The organism is Nocardia sp. NPDC004340, from assembly GCF_053602575.1.
In genome coordinates, this window is record NZ_JBSGDW010000001.1 from 312,534 (window position 1) to 333,581 (window position 21,048).

Annotated in this window: 10 protein-coding genes; 2 read left to right on the forward strand and 8 right to left on the reverse strand. The window is 71.6% G+C overall.

All coding sequences use genetic code 11. The features are described from left to right. Positions 1–20 precede the first annotated feature (20 nt). Entirely contained in the window at positions 21–2,057 is a 2,037-nt protein-coding gene (locus ACWEOI_RS01310) for a M13-type metalloendopeptidase (protein WP_433670637.1), read from the forward strand. Between the two features lie 19 nt (positions 2,058–2,076). Here the strand turns inward: ACWEOI_RS01310 and ACWEOI_RS01315 are convergent, their stop codons facing one another. The 3 genes from ACWEOI_RS01315 to ACWEOI_RS01325 are packed head-to-tail and all read right to left on the reverse strand — an operon-like array spanning position 2,077 to position 4,768. Then, positions 2,077–2,412, reverse strand: coding sequence for an MmcQ/YjbR family DNA-binding protein (locus tag ACWEOI_RS01315; protein WP_433670636.1), 336 nt, complete (start codon positions 2,410–2,412; stop codon positions 2,077–2,079). 35 nt (positions 2,413–2,447) lie between these two features. Next, positions 2,448–3,797 carry a SagB family peptide dehydrogenase gene (locus ACWEOI_RS01320; RefSeq protein ID WP_433670635.1) on the reverse strand — a complete coding sequence of 450 codons (1,350 nt, stop codon included), beginning with the start codon at positions 3,795–3,797 and terminating at the stop codon, positions 2,448–2,450. After that, the gene (locus ACWEOI_RS01325) at positions 3,794–4,768 is read right to left on the reverse strand and encodes an ABC transporter substrate-binding protein (RefSeq protein WP_433670633.1); all 975 of its coding nucleotides are present in this window, start codon (positions 4,766–4,768) and stop codon (positions 3,794–3,796) included. Before ACWEOI_RS01325 ends, ACWEOI_RS01320 begins: the two co-directional genes overlap by 4 nt. A gap of 209 nt (positions 4,769–4,977) precedes the next feature. Here ACWEOI_RS01325 and ACWEOI_RS01330 point away from each other — a divergent pair, with 209 nt between their 5' ends. Beyond that, positions 4,978–6,075, forward strand: a complete 1,098-nt coding sequence (locus ACWEOI_RS01330; RefSeq protein ID WP_433670632.1) for an AMP-binding protein — start codon at positions 4,978–4,980, stop codon at positions 6,073–6,075. Positions 6,076–6,136: 61 nt separating this feature from the next. Here the strand turns inward: ACWEOI_RS01330 and ACWEOI_RS01335 are convergent, their stop codons facing one another. From ACWEOI_RS01335 to ACWEOI_RS01355, 5 genes are read right to left on the reverse strand one after another with little or no spacing between them, the layout of a single operon-like run. Beyond that, the gene (locus ACWEOI_RS01335; protein ID WP_452358654.1) at positions 6,137–10,687 is read right to left on the reverse strand and encodes an amino acid adenylation domain-containing protein; all 4,551 of its coding nucleotides are present in this window, start codon (positions 10,685–10,687) and stop codon (positions 6,137–6,139) included. Then, positions 10,684–15,747, reverse strand: a complete 5,064-nt coding sequence (locus ACWEOI_RS01340) for an amino acid adenylation domain-containing protein (RefSeq protein WP_452358655.1) — start codon at positions 15,745–15,747, stop codon at positions 10,684–10,686. The genes ACWEOI_RS01335 and ACWEOI_RS01340 overlap by 4 nt, the downstream gene beginning before the upstream one ends. A gap of 20 nt (positions 15,748–15,767) precedes the next feature. Then, on the reverse strand, positions 15,768–18,896 hold the full coding sequence (gene nbtC, locus ACWEOI_RS01345; protein WP_452358656.1) for a nocobactin polyketide synthase NbtC: 3,129 nt from the start codon (positions 18,894–18,896) through the stop codon (positions 15,768–15,770). Continuing rightward, entirely contained in the window at positions 18,889–20,196 is a 1,308-nt protein-coding gene (locus tag ACWEOI_RS01350) for a beta-ketoacyl [acyl carrier protein] synthase domain-containing protein (RefSeq protein ID WP_452359180.1), read from the reverse strand. Before ACWEOI_RS01350 ends, nbtC begins: the two co-directional genes overlap by 8 nt. Before the next feature lie 5 nt (positions 20,197–20,201). After that, a complete protein-coding gene (locus ACWEOI_RS01355; protein WP_452358657.1) occupies positions 20,202–20,957 on the reverse strand; it encodes a thioesterase II family protein in 756 nt (251 codons plus the stop codon). Positions 20,958–21,048: the final 91 nt, after the last annotated feature.

A 21,048-nucleotide genomic window follows, 5' to 3' on the forward strand; every position in this document is an offset into this window, starting at 1 on the left:
CTTCACGAGAGGTAGTGCCTGTGACTTCGTCGGGTTCGGCGCGCTTGGATCGTCGCGCATTCCTGATCGCCCTCGGGCTGGTTCCGGCCGCGGCCGCCTTGGCCTCCTGCAGCAAGGGTTCGGCGGCGAAAACGCTGACGGGACCGGATCTTTCGGGAGCCGACGAGGCGGTCCGGGTGCAGGACGACCTGTACCGGTACGTCAACGGCAAGTGGCTGCGGGAGTACCAGCTGCCCCCGGACAAGCCCGCCTTCGGTGCGATCAGCGAGGCCAACGAGCGCACGCTGAACCAGCTGCGGGAGATCATCGACGGGATCAAGGACCCGGAACCGGGTTCGGACGCGCAGAAGATCCGCGACCTCTACGACGCGCGCGTCGACTGGGACACCGTCGAGAAGCTCGGGATGTCGCCGCTGCAGGAGCTGTTCGACCAGGTCGACAAGGCCGCGACCAAGCCCGACCTGGCGAAGGTGATGGGCGCGTTGCCGATCGGCGGGCTGATCGGGATCGGCGTCAGCATCGACCGCAAGAACTCCAACGCCTACATCCCCGGGATCGGGCAGTCCGGGATCGGGCTGGAGGAGGACTACTACAGCAAGCCGCAGTACGCCGAGAAGCTGAAGGGGTACCGGGTCTATCTGGAAGCGATCGCCAAGGGCGCCGGGTTCGCCGATCCGAGCGGCATGGCGCAGCGGATCCTCGACCTGGAGACCCGCATCGCGGCCGTCTTCTGGGATCGGGTGCGGCGCCGCGACGCCGACGCCTCCTACAACCGCATGACCTGGCAGCAGCTGACCGAACTCGGCCGCGGCTTCGACTTCGAGCCGTGGCTGGCCGGATGCACCGACCGGCCCAAGGACCTGTTCGCGGAAGTGGTTGTCGCGCAGCCGTCCTACATCACCGCGGCCGGGCAAATCTGGGCCGACACCGATATCGCGATCTGGCGCGACTATCTGAAGCTGTCGGTGGTCCGCGCCTACGCGCCCTACCTGCCGATCGCGATCAACGACGCCTACTTCCAGTTCGCCGGGCGGGTCATGCGCGGGCAGCAGGAGCGGCAGGAACGCTGGAAGTACGGCGTCAACCTGGCCACGTCGCAGCTGCCCGAATCGCTGGGAAAGCTGTACGTGGACAAGCACTTCCCGCCCTCCGCCAAGGACGAGGTCAAGCGGATGGTGGACGACCTGCTGGCCGCCTACCGCGAGAACTTCCGCAACTCGGCCTGGATGACGCAGCCCACCCGGGACGCGGCGCTGGCCAAGCTGGACAAGATGCGGGTCAAGATCGGGTACCCGGACAAGTGGGACGACTACTCGAAGCTGACCATCACCCGCGGCAAGCTCATCCAATCCCTGCTCGCCATCAACGCTTTCAACAACAAGAAGGACTGGGACCGGCTCGGCACGCCGGTCGACAAGTCCGAATGGGGCATGAGCCCGCAGACCGTCAACGCGTACTACTCGGCGACCAATAACGAGATCGTCTTCCCCGCCGCGTATCTGCAGCCACCGTACTTCGACAAGGACGCGCAGCTGGCGGTGAACTTCGGCGCGGTCGGCGCGACCATCGGCCACGAGATCGGGCACGGGTTCGACGATCAGGGCCGCAAGTACGACGGCGACGGCAATCTGCGGGACTGGTGGACGCCGGAGGACAAGGCCGCCTTCGAAGCCCGCGCGGCCAAGGTGGTCGCCCAGTACGACGGCCTGGTGCCCGAAGGGGTGACGCCCGAGAACAAGGTGAACGGCAAACTCACGCTCGGCGAGAACCTGGCCGACCTGCGCGGACTCCAGATCGCGCTGGCCGCCTACCGGCTCGCCGAGCAGCGCGCGGGCAACGCCAACCCGGACTACCGCACCATGTTCCTGTCCTGGGCCCGGGGCTGGCGGGCGAAGCAGACCCCCGAGCTCACCGCCGAGGGGCTCTCCGACACCCACTCCCCCGACGAATTCCGGTGCAATCAGGTGGTCCGCAACCTGCCGGAGTTCTACAGCACGTTCGGCGTCACCTCCGGCGACAAGCTCTTCATGCCCGAGGACCAGCGCGTCACCTTCTGACCGGCGTGGACCCGGCCGCTCAGGCCGGGTCCGTCAACTCCCGGGGTGCGGCCTGCCGCCACGAGTCGGTGACGATGGCGTCCAGCTCGTCGCGATCGTCCAAGGCGGCCAGGCGAACCCGGACCCAGGCGTTGCCCGCCTCGTGCGGGGCGATCCAGAACTTGTCCGGCTCGGCCTGCACAAGTTCGTCGCGGTCGGCGATGGGGCACCGGACGGCCATCGAGGTCTCGTTCTCGGGCAGGGTCAGGAACAGTTTCCCCGCGACCCGGAAGGTCGGCATCTGCCATTCGAACTGCTCGGAGGTGCGCGCCAGCGAAAGCGCCACCGCCCGAACATCATCCCCGGTCACCGTCATGCGATCGATCCTCCCAGGCGGGTCCGACAACCGGTTCAGGCGGCGGGGGTGCCCAGAATGACGCTGCCCACGTTGCATTCCTCCAGTTCGGAGACGCCGGTGGCGGCGGTGAACGCGGCGGTGTCGGAAAAGCCCTGGGCCACCGCGCCCAGACCCATGGCGGTGGCCGCCAGATAGAGGGTCTGCATGAGGACGCCCACGTGTTTGAGCATATTGGCGTAGGCGACCGACTCGTAGGACCACATGACCCGGCCCGCGCGCGCCGAGATCAACAGCAGCAGTTGGGGCTCGGACGCGTTGGCCAGGGTCGCCGTCGTGGTGCGGAGCAGACGCTCGACCTCGGGGGAATCGGCGGGGGCCACCGGGCGCAGGACGTGGTCGAAGGAGTCGTAGTGGTACATGGCGGGGGGCAGGCCCTCGACATTGCGGACCACCGGGTAGAGCTCCAGTTCGTGGACGCCGCCACCCGAAGGGTAAGGGCGGGAAGCGAGTTCGCCGCCGTCCGGAGTCCGTTCCACCGAGCGGGTGCGGGCGGTCCGGTAGAGCAGTTCCGCCAGCTGGGCCAGGGTGATGGGGTTGCTGTCGTCGAAGGCGCGGTGGGAGCGGCGGTCCTCGATCACGGCCGTCAGGGACGGGTCCGAGGCGCGCAGCGCGGCCAGATCGGGGGCCGGGAGCGCGATCGGATCGCCCGGGTAGGCCGGACGGTGCGCGGGGAGCTGCGGGAACTCGTCCTTCGCCCACGCCGTCGGGCCGAAGTTGTCCCAGGTGACCGTGCGGGAGCCCAGCGTGCTGCGCCGGTGGAACCACAGGTCGGGGGCGCTCCAGCTGCGGGTGGTGAAGTCGCCGGACTCGGTGGACGGGTCGGCGGTGAAGCCGCCCCAGACCAGGTCCGCGGCGATGCGGGCCGAAAGATGCTCGGGCAGGCCGAGTTCGGACGGGCTCGCACCGCCCGCCAAGGCGAGCAGGCGCGGGTCGTGCACGCGCACGTCGCACCAGGAGGTGGGGTGTTCCAGCACCAGGCCCTCCGAATCACGGTGGATCACCGTGAATTTCGAGAGGGGGGCCGCCGCCGCGCCCGCCGGACGGGCGGGCGGGGTGGCGAAGGGGCGCAGGGTGTAGAGGTCCCGATCGCCGTCACGAACGGTGACCTCCAGCCAGCCCTGACCGGTCAGACGGTCGAGCAGCGGTGTCACCGAATCGGATTCGGGCTCCAGCTGGGTGAGCGTCGCCGGGCCGCGGTTGAGGGTCTTCAGGGCCTGGCTCTGGGGTGCGGTCAGGCCCGTCAGCTTCTCGTTGCGGGGCGGGTTCAGCAGGACCGCGCCGCCCGGCATCGTCAGGCAGGTGACGCCGGGGCGCAGGGCGTAGCGGTGGTCGGCGCGGGTCATTTGGCGGCGTTGGCCAGGGCCGGCTCGAGCTTGTCGAGCAGGTAGGGCAGGGCCAGCGGGGTGGGCTGGTTGATGGCGCTGATCTCCTGGACGGTGAGGAAGACGATGGAGTTCTTCTTCACGGAGGGCAGGTCGTTGTACCCCGGCAGGGCGCGGTACTTCTCGTCCAGGCCCGGCGAGTAGCCGGCCAGCAGCAGGTCGGAGTTCAGTTCGTCGAGGCGCTCCGGCGACAGGGCCAGGCGGCCGCCGTTGCCGCCCTGCTCCACCAGGCGCTGCGGGATGGTCATGCCGAGCTGGGTGAACAGGCGGCTGGATCCGTCCTTCGGGTCGGTGAGGACCATCAGCTGCGACGGCCCGGCCAGCCAGGAGCTGATGAAGGTCTTGCCCTTCAAGCCCGGATTGCGCTGCGCGATGCCGTCGATGCGGCCGTTGAGGTCGGCGACCACCTTGTCGGCGGCGGCGGTCTTGTGCAGCACCTGGCCCAGCGCGTGCACCTGGTCGGCCCAGGGGGTCACGGCTTCCTTGGTGAGGCCGGGCAGGGTGGGCGCGACCTTGGACAGGTCGCCGTAGGTCTTGGCGTCGGCGATGAAGGGGTCGGCCAGGATCAGGTCCGGGTTCAGCGCGGCGACCTGTTCGGCCAGACTTCCGGTGGTCGAGAGGGCCTTGGACTGCGACAGCGCGGCCGGCTCCCAGGGCGGGGCGCCCTTGCTGAGCACGGCGATGTTGTCGATGTAGCCGACCGGGGTGACGCCGAGCGCCTGTGCGGTGTCGAGCCACTGGTTGCCCAGGGCGACGATGCGGGTCGGGGTGCCCTCGACCGTGGTCTGGCCGTGCGCGTGGGTGATGGTGACCGGGGCGCCGCCGCCGGAGGCGGTGTCATCGGAGCTGGATCCGCAGGCCGTGAGCCCGAGCGCGAGCAGGCCTGCGACCGCCGCGAGGGCGGCCCTTGCGGTGAACGACCGCGACTTCATCGTGCTCTCCTTCTGCTCTGCCCGACCGGATCGACCGAGCGCGCCCGGCCGAAACGGCCAAGCGGTAGGTGAGCCTAGCCTAATTTTCTCCCGAGTTGCAGACCGTTGTCGCCGATTCGATCCCCGAAGGGGTGGCCGATCGTGCCCTTCATGGATTAGGTTAGGGTTGCATAAGTTAGTACCGGGGGTTTGGAACGATGGAGCGTGCGGTGCCGGATTCACTGTCCGCCGTCGAGCGTCACCGGCTCGCGGACGAATGGGCCAATGGGGTCGAACTGTACGACGTCCCCTCGGTATCCATGCTCATCGACTGCGGACGCCGCGTGCCGTCACTGCGCACGGCCGTCCGCTGCGGCGGGCACATCCTCACCTATGCCGAACTCTACGAACGGCTCGACGGCGGCGTGACCGGCACGGCCGGACCCACCCTCGACGATCTGGCCCGCATCCTCTGCGATATCGCCAGCGCCGCCGAATTCGGCACGGTGCTGGCCGAACTGGGCCCCACCGGCACCGGACTGAAGCCGGTCGCGGTGGCCGCGGCCGCCGACGACCGCCGCGCGGTAGCCGCCGATCAGCGCTCCTGTCAGATCGACCGCGCCTACGGCTCGCCGGATTCGCGACTGCTCGCCACCCGCTGGGACACCACCGACGCCGCGGTCGAACTGCTGGCCGCACTGGCCGACGGGGCGACACTGGTCCTGGCCACGGCCCCGCAGCGCGCCGACGCGGGCGCCCTCGCCGAACTCATCGCGCTGAGCGCGGCCACCCACGTGGTGGCCGACGCCGACACCCTGGCCAACCTCGCCTTCCTCCCCTCCCCCGCGCTGCCCACCGTGCGCCGCTGGGACGTGTTCGGGAACGACTGCCCGGCTGCGCTGTCGGCGCTGCTGCACGAACTGGCTCCGGGCTCCTGCACCGGATTCGCCTACACCACACCGGAATACGCGGGCGTGGCAGCGCGCGGACCCCTGGACGGTTCGGGGCGGGTGCGGCCGATTCCGGGCGCTCGGCTGCTGGTGCTCGACGATGCGCTGCGGCTGGTGCCGCCTGGCCGGTCCGGCCGTGTGTACCTGGGCGGTTCGGCGCTGGCGCTGGAATTGGACGGCGCTGCCGAAGGATTCGTCAACGACCCGTTCGTGCCGGGCGGACGCCTGGCGCGGACCGATATCCACGGCGGCTGGACGCCCGACGGCTGGCTGCTGCTCGATCTGGAGGGATCCGCCGCTCCCGCGGCGCTGTCGGCCATCGAGGCGAGGCTCTCCATGCCGCACCACGGTCACCGTGGCGAATCCGCCGCCGCCTGATTCCTTCTCGGATACGAACGGCCGCCGACCTTTTCGAGGTCGACGGCCGTTTTCGTCTCGTCTACCGCTGGGCGGCGGCCGCCAGCGCGGCCAGGCTGCGCTGCCACAGTTCGGTGAGGCGGGTGGCTTCCGCCTCGGTGAACAGGGTCTCGCTCCAGCGCCAATTCGTGGTCAGCTGCGGGCCTTCCGGGGTCGAGCCGATGCCCGCGATGACATCGAGGGCGTAGCGCAGCGGCAGCTCCGGTTCCGGATCCAGCGGCAGCGACTCGTTGAGCGGGCCGGTGAGCAGCGACCACGAGTCGGCGGCCTGGCCGCTGAGGTCCACGCGGCCCAGGTAGTTGAACTCGACCTGCGGGTGCCGCGCGGTGGCCAGCTCCGGCACGCCGGTGGTGTAGCGCAGCAGACCGTAGTCCAGGCCGCCGTTCGGGATGGCGGACAGCTGCGCGGTCACAGCGTCCAGCAGAGCGCGCGCCGCCGCCGGATCCTGTTCGGCGCGTTCGATGTCCACCGTCGCGCCCGCGCCCAGGCGGACCGGGAACACGGTGGTGAACCAGCCGAGGGTGTTGCTGGTGTCGGTGCCGAGCAGGTCGTCGGCGCGACCGTGCCCCTCGAGCGCGATGAGCGCGCCGTGCGCGGGATCCTGGGCGCGCTCGCGCCGCCAGCTCGCCAGGGTGACGGTGAGGGCGGTGAGCAGGAATTCGCGCACGCCTTCGTCGCGGGTGAGGGAGGCCAGCACCCGCTCGGTCACGGGGACCGGGGTGACGGCCGTGGCGACCCGCAGCGACGACCAGGTGTCGGTGTCCGGGTACGGGATGCGGCGGCCGATGGCCGGGTCGGGGGCATCCAGCTGATCGCGCCAATACGCGCTCTGGGACAGGATTTCCGCCGACTCGGCGCGCTCGGCCATGCGCCCGGAGAACTCCCGGTACGAGGTGGACTCCGGCAGCGCGGCGCCCTCACCGAGGGCGGCGATCAGCAGGTGCCACGACACCACGTCGACGGCCAGGTGGTGGATGGTGAGCAGCAGGACGTCACCCTGATCGGTGCCGGAGAACCAGGCCGCGCGCACCATATCGCCCGTGCGCGGGTCGATCTCGTCCATCAGGACCCGGGCCACGCTGTGCACGGCCTCGGCCGTGTCGGCGGGATCGGTGATCTGGGTGAGGATGTCGGCCGCCCGCACCGTGCCGGGCGGCGCGGTGACCAGGCATGTGCCGTCCTCGGTGTCGGTGAGGCTGGAGCGCAGCGTGTCGTAGCCGTCCAGCACGCCCTGGAGCGCGGCCTCGATGCCCTGCCGGTCGATGCCGGTGGGCAGGCGCAGCAGCGCGGTCTGGGTGAAGCGGCGGTAGTTGCCGTACTCGTACATCCACGACACCACCGGAAGCGGGCGCACCGCACCGTAATCCGCGACCTTCTCGGCGGCGGCGGTCTCGGCCGCGTCGAGGGCGGCGGCCAGTTCCCGGATGGTGGGGGTGGCCAGGACCATGCGCGGGGTCAGGGTGAGACCGCGACGACGGGCCTTGTTGACCAGGGAGATGGCGACGATGCTGTCCACGCCGAGGGCGAAGAAGTCGTCGTCCACGCCGGGCGCGCGGCCGTCGAAGAGCTCGGCCAGCAGTTCGGCCAGTTCCTTCTCGGTGGCGGTGCGCGGCGCGGTGTCGGAGCCGGTGTCGGCCAGGGCGGCCTCGGCCAGCCGGGTCAGGGCCGGACCGTCGAGCTTGCCGTTGGCATTGACCGGCAGCTGCGGCAACGCGAGCACCCGGGCCGGAATCATGTAGGCGGGCAGGCTCTCCGAGAGCGCGGCGCGGGTGCGCACCGGGTCCACGACCCGATCCGCCCGGCCGACCACGAAGCCCACCAGACTCGCCCCGCCCGCCCGGCGGACCACGGTGACGGCCGCGGTGTCCACGCCGGGCAGCCGGCGCAGCGCGGTCTCGATCTCGCCGATCTCGATGCGGTAGCCGCGCACCTTGACCTGCGCGTCGGCGCGGCCCAGGTAGCCGAGGCCGCCGTGCGGCAGGTGCCGGACCAGGTCGCCGGTGCGATACATGCGGCGGCCGGGCCGGAACGGGTCGGCCACGAACCGGTCCGAAGTCGTCGCCGCGCGGCCGATGTAGCCGCGGGCCAGCTGCGGACCCGACAGGTACAGCTCACCGACGACGCCACCGGGGACCGGGCGCAACATGGAATCCAGGACATAGCCCGACATTCCGGCATTCGGGGTGCCGATGGTCGGGGTCTCGAACTCGGCGATGGGGGCGACCACCGCCTCGACGGTGGTCTCGGTCGGGCCGTAGCAGTTGTACACCGCGGTCCCGCCGCGTCCGCTGCTGGCGCTGAGGGCCAGCTCGCGTAGTCGCGCCCACAGGGCGGCGTCGATGGCCTCGCCGCCCAGTGCCAGCACCGGCAGTTCGCGGTCGACGAGTCCGGCGGCATTGAGCTGCGCGAACATCGACGGCGTGGTGTCGATCATGTCGATGTCGCTGGCGATCATGCCCGCGCACAACCGGTGCGCGTCGCGCATCTCCACGGCGTCGAACAGGTGGATGGCCTGCCCGGCCAGCAGGCCGACCATGGGCTGCCAGGAGGCGTCGAAGCTCAGCGACCAGGCGTGCGCGATGCGCAGCGGGCGGCCCAGCCGCGCCATGGCGGGGCCGTAGACGCGGTCGCGGTGATCGGCGAAGTAGGCCATGAGCGCGGCCTGGGTTCCGGCGACGCCCTTGGGTTCACCGGTCGAGCCGGAGGTGAAGATGAGGTACGCGAGCTGATCCGAATGGCGGACGACCGGCGGGGTCGCGACATGCTCGCCCGAAAGTCCCTGTGCGACAAGGGAATCGTCCAGCACCAGCACGGAACCGGCCAGCACTGTGCCCTCGGGATCGAGGTCAGCGCGGGTGGCGGCATCGGTGACCACCAGCGCCGGGTTCGCCTGCCGCAGGATCGACTCGATGCGGGACGCGGGCAGGGTGGTGTCCACCGGCACATACGCGCCACCCGCGGCGAACGCGGCCAGCAGCGCGATGATCGATCGCGGCGAGCGCGGCATGACCAGCGCGACAACGCTTTCCGCGCCGACGCCGCGCCCGGCGAACTCGACCGCCTGCCGGGCGGCCAGCTCCCGCAGCTCCCGGTAGGTCAGCCGGAGTCCGGAACTGTCCTGGAGCGCAATGGCTTCCGGGGTCGCGGCGACCTGCCGCTCGAACAGCTCCCACACCGCATCGGCGGGCTCGGCCGGGTCCACGCCCGGGGTCTCGGCGGCGGCGAACGCGGCGCGCTCGGCGTCGGTGAGCACGCTGAGCGCATCCGGTGCGGCCGCACCGATTCCGGGCAGCTGACGCAGCACGGCCAGCAACCGCTCGCCGAGGCCCTCGGCGGGCAGGTACGGCAGGGCGGCGGGCATGGCCTCGAACTGGACCAGCAGTTCGTCACCGCTCATGTGGGCGACCACGGTGAGCGGGTAGTGCGCGAGGGATTCCATCTCGACCGGCCGGAACCGGGCCCCGTCCGGAGCGGTGACGGTGCGGATGGCGTCGTCGATGGGCGCGTTCTCGAACACGAACAGGGTGTCGAAGAGGGTGCCGTGCCCGGCGGCGCGCTGCACCGACGACAGGCTCACGTGGCCGATGTCGCGCATGGCCGCGCATTCGCGCTGCAGGCGCGCGCACTGCTCGACCACCGACAGCTCGCGGTCCAGGCGGTGGGTGACCGGCACGGTGTTGATGAACAGCCCGACCATGCCCTCCACGCCCGGAAGCTGGTCGGGGCGACCGGAAATGGTGGTGCCGTAGACGACGTCGCGGCGGTCGGTGAGGCGGCCGAGCAGGACCGTCCAGGCGAACTGCACCGCGGTGTTGAGGGTCAGGCCGTGGGCGCCCGCCCAGGACCGGACGGCCTCGGTGTCGGCGGCCGACAGCAGCAGCCGGGTCTTCTCCGGCACCGCGTCGGCGGCGATCGGCGCGCCGCCCGCCAGCAGCAGCGGGCCGGTCAATTCGGCCAGGTAGTCGGTCCACCGCTGGGTGACGGCCGCGGTGTCCTGCGCGCCGAGCCAGGCGATGTAGTCGCGGTACGGGCGCGGTTTCGGCAGTGCGGCAACGGATCCGCCCGCCTGGTAGACGGCCAGCAGTTCGGTGAAGTAGATCGCCACCGCCCAGCCGTCCATCAGGATGTGGTGGGCGGTGAGGATCATGCGCCGCGCGCCGGTCTCGGGCACGGTGAGCAGCAGCACGCGCAGGGCGGGGCCGCGGCTCAGGTCGAACGGGACCCGCCGTTCGGCGGCGGCGAGATCGTCGAATTCCTCGGGCCGCGCGTCCTGTTCGGTCCACGGCATCTCGGCGTGGGCGGGCACGATCTGCACCGGCCGCGGCACGTTCTCGTCCCAGAACGCGGCGCGCAGGTTGGGGTGGCGGTCCAGCATGGCCTGGGCGCTGCGGCGCAGCAGGCCGGTGTCGAGCGGGCCGTCGATGTCCACCACGAATTGCATGGTGTACAGGTCGATTCCGTCGCCGGCGAGCCGCGACAACGAGAACAAGCCCTCCTGTAGCGGGCTCAGCGCGAGGACGTCCTCGATCCGCGGCGGGGCGGCGGCGCTCGGGGTTCCGGCGGCGGTGGTCATCGTGCTCCCCAGGAGGCGGTCAGGGCGGCGAGGGCGTCGGCGTCGAGGCCGGAGGCGCTCATGGGTGCGGATTCCTCCTGTGGAATCGACTCCGCTTGCGCGGGAACGGGTTCGGCGGCGTCGACCGCGGCGGCCAGTTCGGCGATGGTGAGGTGCTCGAACACCAGCTGCGGGGTGAGCGCCAGGCCGAGCGCGGTGGCGCGGGCCGACCACTGGATGGAGATGACGCTGTCGCCGCCGAGGGCGAAGAAATTGTCGTCGGCCTCGACATCGTCGATCTCGAGCAGCTCTTCCAGCAGGTCGATGAGGGCGCGCTCGGTGCCGGAGTGGTCGCCGGTGGCCACCCCGAGGGTCCGCGCGGCGGGCGCGGGCGGCGCGAGCAGCCGGTCCAGGTCGGCGACCGGCAGCACCTCGAGCTCGACCACGGTGCGGTCGGGCGCGGTCGCGTACGCCTCCAGAGTGGTGACCAGCGCGGACCCGATGAGCCGCACGGTCTCCGGCTCGTACAGGTCGGCGTTGGCGACCACGCGCACGGCCAGTCCGCCGTCGCCGGTGACGTTCACCGAGATATTGAGATCCAGGAACGACACGTCGAAGTCGACGGGCAGCACGGTGGCGGTGGTGGCGCCGGCCACGGTCACCGTCGCCGGGGCCCAGTCCGCGCCGCGGAAGTGCAGCATGCTCTGGAACAGCGGATTGCGGGAGCGGGAACGCGCCGGGTTGAGCGCCTCCACCAGGCGTTCGATCGGAAGTTCCTGGTGCGCGTGGGCGTCCAGCACCACCTCGCGGCCCCGGCGCACGGTGTCGCGCAGGGTCGGCGTGCCGGACAGGTCGTTGCGCAGCACCGCCATATTGGCGAACAGGCCGACCAGCGGCGCGGTGGCCGGGTCGACACGGCTGGCCACCGGGGTGCCGAGGGCGATGTCGGAGCCGCCGCCCAGCTTGTGCAGCAGGGTCGCGACAGCGGCCTGGTAGACCATGAATTCCGTTGCGCCGCAGGACTCGGCGAGGGCAGCGAGCCCGGTGCGCAGGGCCGCGGGGGCGGCGAAGGTGGCGACCTCGCCGCGCTTGCCGAGCACCGCGGGCCGGGCCCGGTCGGGCGCGACGTCGATCTGGTCCGGTACGTCGGCGAGCGCGCCGCGCCAGTGCTCGAGCTGCGCCCGGCCGTAGTCGCGCGCCGCGGAATCCGTTCCCGGCCCGAAGACGTCGTGCTGCCACAGCACGTAATCCGCGTACTGCACGGCGAGCGGGGTCCACTCCGGAGCCCGGCCGCCCTCGACGCGGGCGCGGTAGGCGGCGATCAGGTCGTCGAGCAGGATGCCCAGCGAGGCGTGGTCGGCCACGATGTGGTGCACCAGCAGCGACAGCACCTGGGTGCTCGGGTCGAGCACCAGCAGCCGGGCGCGCAGCAGCGGCTCGGATTCGACGGTGAAGGCGTAGCGGCCGATCTCGGCGAGCTCGTCCGCCAGCAGTTCGGGGTCGACGCCGGTCACGTCGAGCGTGACCTCCCCGGCCGCCCGGATCTCCTGGTACGGAATGCCGTCCTGCTCACCGAATCCGGTGCGCAGCGCCTCGTGCCGGGCCACCACGTCGGTGAGCGCGGCGCGCAGCGCGGGAATGTCGAGGCCGCCGTCGAAACGCACGGCGAAGGGCAGGTTGCCGACCGCGCTGGGGCCCTCCATGCGGTACTGGAACCACATGGCCAGCTGCGAGTACGACAGCGGCAGTCGCTCCGGGCGCTCCCGTTCGGTCACGGCGGGGCGGCCGGAAACTGGTGCGGGGAGCACGGTTTCGACCGGCTCGGCGGTCTCGTCCTCGTCGTCCATGGCGTCCAGGTCGATGCCGAACTCGTCCCGGAACCGGGCGACGAGACCGGCCGCGAGACCGGCCGGGGTCGGGGTGTCGAACACGATCCGCACATCCAGCTCGACACCGAACTCCGCGCGGATCTGCGCGACCAGGCGGGCCGCCAGCAGCGAGTGGCCGCCGAGTTCGAAGAACGAATCGTCCGCGCCGACGACCGGGACGCCGAACAGGTGTGAGTAGATCCCGCACAGGCGGCGTTCGGTGGCGGTGGCGGGTGCGCGGTGCGCGCGCTCCACGGCCGGGGCCGGGGCGGGCAGGGCGCGCTTGTCCAGCTTGCCGTTGACGGTCAGCGGGATCTCGTCGATCACGGCGAAAGCACTGGGCACCATGTACTCCGGCAGCGCGGCGGCGGCCTGGGCGCGGACCTGCTCCACGTCCACGGTCGCGCCGGCGGCGGGCACCAGGTAGGCGGCCAGCTGGGCGCCGACGGCCGGATCCTCGGTCACCACGACCACGCAGTGGCCGACGGTCGGGTGCGCGGCCAGCGCGGACTCCACCTCTCCGAGTTCGATCCGGAAGCCGCGCACCTTCACCTGCTCGTCGGCGCGGCCGACGAAGTCGATCTCGCCGAACTCGTTGCGGCGGGCCAGGTCTCCGGAGCGGTACAGGCGCGCGCCCGGGGTGAACGGGTCGGCGACGAAACGGCTCGCGGTGAGGGCCGGGCGGCCCAGGTAGCCGCGCGCCAATTGCGCACCGCCCAGGTAGATCTCGCCGACCACACCGGCGGGCACCAGCTGCAGGGCCTCGTCGAGCAGGTAGGCGTGCACGTTCTGATTGGGGACGCCGATCGGCACGATCCCGGTGCCCTGCGGGCCCGACACCGGCTGATGGGTGGCGCACACGACGGCCTCGGTCGGGCCGTAGTGGTTGCGCAGTTCGGCGTCGAAGACGGTCGCGAACTTGTCGGCCACCTCGCCCGGCAGCGCCTCGCCGCCGACCGGGACGTGACGCAGCGCCCGCCACTCGCTCACCTCGGGCAGCAGCAGGAAGGTGCTGAGCATGGATGGCACCATGTGCAACACGGTGACGCCGCGGCGGGTGATCAGGTCGGCGACGTAGCGGATGTCGCGGAACGCCTCCGGCTTGGGCACGATCAGGCGCGCGCCCAAGGCGAGGGTGACGAAGATGTCGAGCAGGGAGGCGTCGAAGGACACCGAAGACGACTGCAGCAGTACGTCTTCCGAGGTAATGCCCCATTCGGCGGTGAAGCTGACCACGTGCTCGGCGATCGCGGCGTGCGAGACCGGGACGCCCTTGGGCTTGCCCGTCGACCCCGAGGTGTAGATGACGTAGGCCAGGTTGGCCGGCAGCAGCGGGCGGACGCGGTCGGCGTCGGAGGGGTCGGTGTCGGGCAGCCCGGCGGCGGCCTCCTCCGCGGCGTCGAGCTCGACCCGGCCCAGCACCAGCCGCGGGGCGGCGTCGGCGACCAGGTAGTCGATGCGATCGTCCGGGTAGGCGGGGTCGATGGGCAGGTAGGCCGCGCCCGCCTTGAGCACGGCGTAGACGGCCACGATGAACTCGACCGAATTGCTCATGCGCAGGGCGACGATGTCCTCGCCGCCCAGGCCCTCGCGAATCAGCCAGTGCGCCAGGCGGTTCGCGCGGCGGTTCAGGGCGGCGTAGGTGAGTTCGGTGTCGTCCGAGACCAGGGCGAGGGTCTCGGGTCCGGCGGCGACGGCGGCCTCGAACAGGTCGACCATGGTGGTGTCGTCCGAGGGCACCTGCGCACCGCGCGACTGCTCCAGGATCGCGGTGCGGTCGTCGCCGCCCAGCATGTCGAGGTCGGCCAGGCGGGCGGCGGGCGCGCTCAGCGCCCGATCCAGCAGGCGCACGAAGTGTTCCAGCATGCGCCGCACCAGCGGCTCGGACAGCACGTCCACCTGGTATTCGGCCTCGAGCACCGCGCCGTGCGCGCTCTCGGTGACGACGGCCAGGGCCAGCGGCACCTGCGCGGTCGGCGCGCCCAGCTCGTCCAGCTGCACCGAGGAGACCTCGCGCAGCGCGAAACCGTCGGCGCTCTTGCGGACGCTGAAGCCCAGGCGCACCAGCTGATCCATGCCGTCGCGGCCGGCGACCCGCTCCGGGTTCACCTCTCGGACGACCCGGTCGATGCCGACGGCCTGATGCGCGAAGGCGTCCAGGCAGGTGCGCTTGGTGGACTCGACCAGACCGGCGAAGGTCTCGGTGCGGGCGAAGGTCTCGCGCAGCAGCAGGGTGTTGCCGAAGTAGCCGATGAGCTGTTCGGCGGCGGCCGAGCGACGGTTGGTGACCGGGATGGACACCAGGAAGTCCTCGGCGGCGGTGTAGCGCTGGATCAGCGCGGCGTACCCGGCGAGCAGCACCATGAAGGGGCTGGCCGCGTGCTCACGGGCGAAGGCGTCCACCCGGTCGAGCAGGTCGGCGGGCAGCGCCACGGTGCAGCGGTCGGCGCGCTTGGAGGGTGCGGCCACGGCCGCGCCGGGTAGCTCGAGCGGTTCGGGCAAGGGGCGCAGGGTGTTCCGCCAGTAGGCGATGTCCGCCTCGTCGTCGGCGGGGGCGTCGAGGACCTCGAGGTCGACGAACTGCGCGGGCGGGGCGGTCTGCGCGGCGCCGTTGTAGGCGGCGTTCAGGTCGGCGAAGAACACGCCCCAGGCGTCGTCGTCCCAGCAGCCGTGGTGCGCCGACAGCAGCAGCACCCACTCCTGGGTTCCGGTGCGCGCCAGCGTGATCCGCAGCGGCAGTTCGGTCGCCAGATCGAAGGGGCGGCCGAACGCGCGGCGGGCCAGCACCTCCACCCGCACCGGGCGGGCGGACTCGGCCAGGTCGGTCAGATCGTGCGACTGCCAGGGCACGGTGATCTCGTCGGTGAACACCTGGAAGGGTTCGCCGTTCTCGTCCACACCGAAGGTGGTGCGCAGCACGTCGTGCCGGGCGAACACCGACGCCACCGCCTGCCGCAGCCGCTCCTCGTCCAGCGCGCCGGTCAACCGGTACGCCACGCAGATGTTCAGCGTGGTGTCCTCGGGATCGCGGGTCTGCAGAAACCACATGCGGCGCTGACCGGCCGACAGCGCCCGCCGCTCCCCCGCCGCGGTGCGGCGCACCGGGGCGGCGGTGTCGACGGCCAGGCCCTGCTCGGCCAGCTTGCGCCGCAACAGTTCCCGGCGCCGGTCGGCGACGGAGTTTCCGGCCACGGTGGCATCGGTGTCTGACATGAAATCTGGCCCCTAGCCCTTTAGTTGGTGTTCGCTGCCATGAGCAGCACGACATCGTCGAGTGACGCGCCGCCGAGAATCGCGGCGACCGGCAGATCCCGGTCCAGCGACGCCTGCACGCGCTTGCGGAAGTCCAAGGCCTGCAAAGAATCCAGGCCCAGGGCGACCAGCGGCACCGAACGGTCGATGCTGTCGCCGGTGTCGATGCCCATGACGCGTTCGAGCTCGGCGAGCACCTGATCCGCCAGCGGGCGGTCGGCGACGACCGGCGCGGGCGCCACGGGAGCGACGGGCGCCGGCGCGACCTCGGCCGCGACGGGCGCTTCCGGCGCCGCGGCGACGATCGCCGGGATCGGTTCCGGCTCCGGCACTTCCGACAGCACCGACGCCTGACCGAACGCGCCCATGACATCGCGCAGGAACGGCCAGTCCGCGGAGATGACGATGGCGTCGGTCGGCTGCCCGGTGAATCCGGCGGCGATCGCGTCGGCGGGATGCATCGGGAAGACCCCGGCGCCCTCGACCCGCGCCATGCCCGCCTCGTCCAGCGGACCCGCGACACTCCACAGGCCCCACTCCAGCGACGAGCAGTCGATGCCGCGCTCCCGCACCCGGCGGGCGAGCACATCGAGCATCCGGTTGGTGACCGCGTACAGGATCTGCCCGCGCCCACCGAGGGTCGCGGCCATGGACGAGCACAGCAGCACCCGGCCGGTCGCGCTCAACGGCACCGCGTCCAGCACGGCTTCCAGGCCCAGCACCTTCGACGCGGCGGCGGTGGCCACCATGTCGGCGGTGATCTCCTCGATGCCCGCGTCCACATAGTTGACGGCGGCGTGGACGAGCAGGCTCACCGGCCGCTCCCCCAGGCTCGACACCAGGCGCGCAACATCCTCGGCGGCATTCACATCACAGGCCTCGACCACGATCTCGGTGGCTCCGACGGCCCGCACCCGCGCCAAATCCGCGGCGGCCGCACCGGATTCGCCGGACCGGCTGACCAGGGTGACCCGGCCCGCGCCCTGCCGGGCGAAATGCTCCGCGAACAGCAGGCCGAGCTTGCCGGTGCCGCCCACGATCAGCACGTGATCGAGATCGGCGGCCGCGCCCGGCTCGGACTCGTCGGCGACCAGGCGCTTGGCGAAGACCTTCCCGCCGCGCAGCGCGACCTCCGGCTCACCGGCCGTATGCAGCGCCGCCACCATCCGATTCGACTCCGCGGTCCCGGCAACGGCCGCGAGATCCAGGTGCCGGAACAGCACGCCGGGCTTCTCCACACCGACACACCGGAATCCGGAGGCCACCGCGCTGTGGAACAGCTGCGGCAGCTGGTCCTCGGGCACCACGTGCTCGCCGCCGACCGTCACCAGCCAGCAGTCACCGCCCGGGCGCAGCGCGTCCAGCGCGGGCAGCCAGGCGCGCCCGGCGAAGAACTCGCTCAGCTCGGCGATGGCGTCGGCGCTGGAGTCCTCGCTCAGCGCGGGCCACAGGACCACCACGCTGTCGAAGGAAGCGGCCGCGAGGGCCTCGGTGCCGCCGGAGGCGAGCCCGGCCGGGGTCAGCACCGTAGCGGTCGCGCCGTAGCGGTCGGCGGCGGTCAGCAACGCGGCAAGCCGATCGGCGCAACGGCCGCTCGGGTCGACGAAGGCCAGGCGGCGCGGGGCGGTCAGGGAGCGGCGCTCCCACGGCGTCCAGTGCTCCACCAGGCGTTGGGGTTTCGGCACGGCCGGAGCCGGGGCGGTCACCTTGTCGGGGGCGTAGCCCGGGTTCGCCCACAGGCGCTTGGGGTTCATGACCGTGTGCGGGAAGTCGCGCAGCGGGAGCGCCGGGGCCGCGTCGGTGCGCAGGGCATTCCAGTCGTAGCCGAGGTCGTGGACCGCGACAGTCGCCAGGTTGCGGGTGAATTCGCGCAGCGAGGTCGCGGTGCGCAGCGAGGTGCCGAGGACCTTGAAATCGCGGGGGCCGCGGGCCGGGTCCGGCGGGACCAGGGTGAGGTTCTCCTGGAGGGCCAGCTGCAGCACCGGATGCTCGACGACCTCGATGAGGGTGTCGATGCCGTCACGGGCCGCCGCCACCACGGCGCGGTCGAAGCGGACGCGGTTGCGCAGGTTCCAGTACCAGTACTGTTCCTGGATCAGGTCGGCGGTGATGGGCGCGCCCAAGGTCGCTCCATAGCACTGGATTCGAGTATCGAGGAAGGTCGCGCTGCTCATCTCGCCGCCGAGGAAGCCCTCGAACTCCTCGCGCAGCTCGGCCACGATCGAGGTGTGGGCCGGGTAGGCGACACCGATCTCGCGGGCGAACTGGCCCTGGGCGGTGGCCGCGGCGACCATGTCGGTGATGGTCTCGCGGTCACCGGAGATGGCCATGATGTGCGGGGCGTTCACCACCGACAGCTCGGCCCAGCCGGAGTTCCGCGCCAGCAGCGCCTCGCAGTCCTCGCGGTCCATGGCCAGCACCGCCATGGAGAAGCCGCGCGGGGACAGCCGCTCGACCAGGCGTGCGCGGTGGGTGACCACCAGCACGGCGTCACGCACCGACATCACCCGCGAGACCGCGCCCGCGGCCAGCTCACCCTGGCTGTGCCCGACGGTCGCGGCGGGCTCGACGCCCGCGGCCCGCCACATGGCGGCCAGACCGGCCATGTGGAACATCAAGGCGGGCTGCACTTCCCAGACCGTGTCCTGGTACTTGCCCTCGGAGCCGAGCAGGTAGTGCAGCGGCTGGTCGTGGCCGAAGCGTTCGGCGTGCAGGCCCGAGCATTCGTCGACCGCCGCCCGATAGGCCGGGGACAGCTCGTAGTACAGCTTGCCCATGCCCGGGCGTTGACTGCCCTGGCCGGGGAACACGAAACCGATCCGGCGCGCGGTGGCGGGACCCTCGCCGGCCACCACCGCGGCGTGCGCGGTCCCGGCGGCGACGGCGCGCAGCGCGTCGAGCAGTTCCTCACGTCCGGTGACCATGGCCAGCGCCCGGTACCGGCGGGCGGTCCGGGTGCGGAACAGCATGTCCGCCACCCGATCCGGGGTGACCGCGGGCCGCGACTCCAGGAACTCCAGGATGCCCGCGGCCTCGGCGCGCACGCCGTCGGCGGTGTCGGACGAGAGCAGAACGGGGATGCTGCCATCGGGCAGCCGGTGGCTACACATCGCTTTCCTCCAGCTCGGGCAGGGCGACCAGGGCGTGCGCGTTGGTACCCGCGACACCGAACGAGGACACGGCCGCGTAGCGCACACCGTCCACGGCGGACCACGTCTCGAGCTCGGTGGCGAGCCGCAGACTGGTGGCGTCCCAATCGATTTCGCCGGTCGGGCGCTCGGCGTGCAGGGTGGGCGGGATCTGCCCGTGCATCCCGGCCAGCAGCACTTTGATCAGGGCCAGCAGACCCGAGGCCGCCTGCGCGTGACCGGCATTGGACTTCACCGAGCCCAGACGCGGGGTGTCGGCGCGCTCGACGCCGTAAGTCGCTGCGAGAGCGGCCAATTCGAGCGGGTCGCCGACCGGGGTCCCGGTGCCGTGGCCCTCAATGAGCCCGACCTGCCCGGCGGTGATGCCGGACACCGCCAGGGTGTCGCGGATCAGCCGTTCCTGCGCGGCCGCGCTGGGCACCGCGATCGGCGCGCCCTTGCCGTTGTGGTTGACGCGCGAGCCCAGCAGCCGTCCGTACACCCGGTGTCCGAGCGCCCGCGCCCGTGATTCCCGTTCCAGCACAACGACTCCCGCGCCCTCACCCCAGAGTGTTCCGGTGGCGTCGGCGGCGTAGGAGCGGCAGTGGCCGTCGGAGGCCAGGGCGTTGTTCTTGGAGAACTCGTAGAACGCGCCCGGCGAACCCATGACGCACACGCCGCCCGCGAGCGCCCACTCGCACTCGCCCGCCCGGATGGCGGCGGCGGCCTGGTGCACGGCGGTGAGCGCGGACGCGCACGCGGTGTCGACGCTGATCGAGGGCCCGGTCAGGCCCAGCCCGTGCGAGATGCGCCCGGCCACCGCGCCCAGCGCGGTCCCGGTGACCCGGTAGCCGCTGTGCTCGTTGACCGAGGCCACCCGGGGCCCGTACTCCATCACGGAGACGCCCATCCAGCAGCCCGCCGAATCGCCCTCCACCGCGGCGGGATTGATCCCGGCTTGCTCGAGCGCCCGCCAGGCCACCCGCATGCCGGCCCGCTGCTGCGGGTCCATGGCGACCGCCTCGCGCGGGGTGATGCCGAAGAACAGTGGATCGAACTCGGTCGCGCCGGTGAGGAAGCCGCCCGCGTCGGGGACCGCGCCCCAGCCGTCCCGGGCGCCCAGGCCCAGCAATTCCGCCAGCGGCCAGTCCCGGTCCCGCGGGAACGGTCCCAGCAGTTCCCGGCCCGAGGCCAGCGCCGACCAGAATTCCGCGAGGGTGTCCACGCCGCCGGGCGCCTCGATACCCATGCCGACGATCACGATCGGATCGCCGGAGTCCACACCGGTCACGCGACGACGCTCTTCTCCGCGACGAGCAGTTCGGCGATGCCGTCCACGTGCTGGTCCAGATAGAAGTGCCCGCCCGCGAACATGGTGACCCGGATGCCCGCGCGCGAGTGGCCCTCCCACGCGAACAGGTCACGCGGCGCGACGAATTCGTCCTCGTCGCCGCCGAGCACGTGAATGGGGGCGTCCACGGCGACCTCGGCCGGGCAGGAGTAGGCGTCGAAGGCGCGGTAGTCGGCCTTCATCACCGGCAGCGCCATGCGCAGCACGTCGCGGCTGCCCAGCACCTCCGCGCCGGTGCCGTTGAGCGCCGACATGTGGTCGAGCAGCGCCTCGTCGTCGGTGGGGTGGTTCGGCAGGTCGGCGATGCGCGCGGGGGCGGCGGCCGAGGAGGCCGCCAGCAACTGCACGGTCAACCCGGCGGCCTCGGCCAGCCGGGCGAATTCGAAGGCGACGATCGCGCCCATGCTGTGGCCGAAGATGGTCAGCGGCGCACCCGAGTAGTGCGCGGAGTCCCGGAAGGCCTCGAAGGCTCCGGCGGCCATGTCCGGCAGCCTCTCCGCCGCGGCCTCGCGGGCGCGGTCCTGGCGGCCCGGGTACTGGAACACCACGACATCGAAGTCAGCGGCCATCTTCTTGGCGAAGACCCGGTACGCGGAGGCGCCCGCACCCGCGTGCGGGAAGATCAGCAGCGGTGGCGCGGATTCCGCACTCGGGGCCTGAAATTGCCTGATCCAGCCGAGTTCCCGTGCCATGTCCGCATCTCTCCTACGACCCACCCGACAGCATCAGCCGCCGGTTCTGCTTGTCCCCCTTGCAATGTCCGGGCAACCGTAACACCGCCTA

What these genes read in the sequence shown, in the direction of transcription:
- ACWEOI_RS01320 (WP_433670635.1), bottom strand. Translation starts at nt 3,797, where the DNA reads ATGACCCGCGCCGACCACCGCTACGCCCTGCGCCCCGGCGTCACCTGC.
- ACWEOI_RS01355 (WP_452358657.1), bottom strand. Translation starts at nt 20,957, where the DNA reads ATGGCACGGGAACTCGGCTGGATCAGGCAATTTCAGGCCCCGAGTGCG.
- ACWEOI_RS01340 (WP_452358655.1), bottom strand. Translation starts at nt 15,747, where the DNA reads ATGTCAGACACCGATGCCACCGTGGCCGGAAACTCCGTCGCCGACCGG.
- ACWEOI_RS01335 (WP_452358654.1), bottom strand. Translation starts at nt 10,687, where the DNA reads ATGACCACCGCCGCCGGAACCCCGAGCGCCGCCGCCCCGCCGCGGATC.
- nbtC (WP_452358656.1), bottom strand. Translation starts at nt 18,896, where the DNA reads ATGTGTAGCCACCGGCTGCCCGATGGCAGCATCCCCGTTCTGCTCTCG.
- ACWEOI_RS01315 (WP_433670636.1), bottom strand. Translation starts at nt 2,412, where the DNA reads ATGACGGTGACCGGGGATGATGTTCGGGCGGTGGCGCTTTCGCTGGCG.
- ACWEOI_RS01325 (WP_433670633.1), bottom strand. Translation starts at nt 4,768, where the DNA reads ATGAAGTCGCGGTCGTTCACCGCAAGGGCCGCCCTCGCGGCGGTCGCA.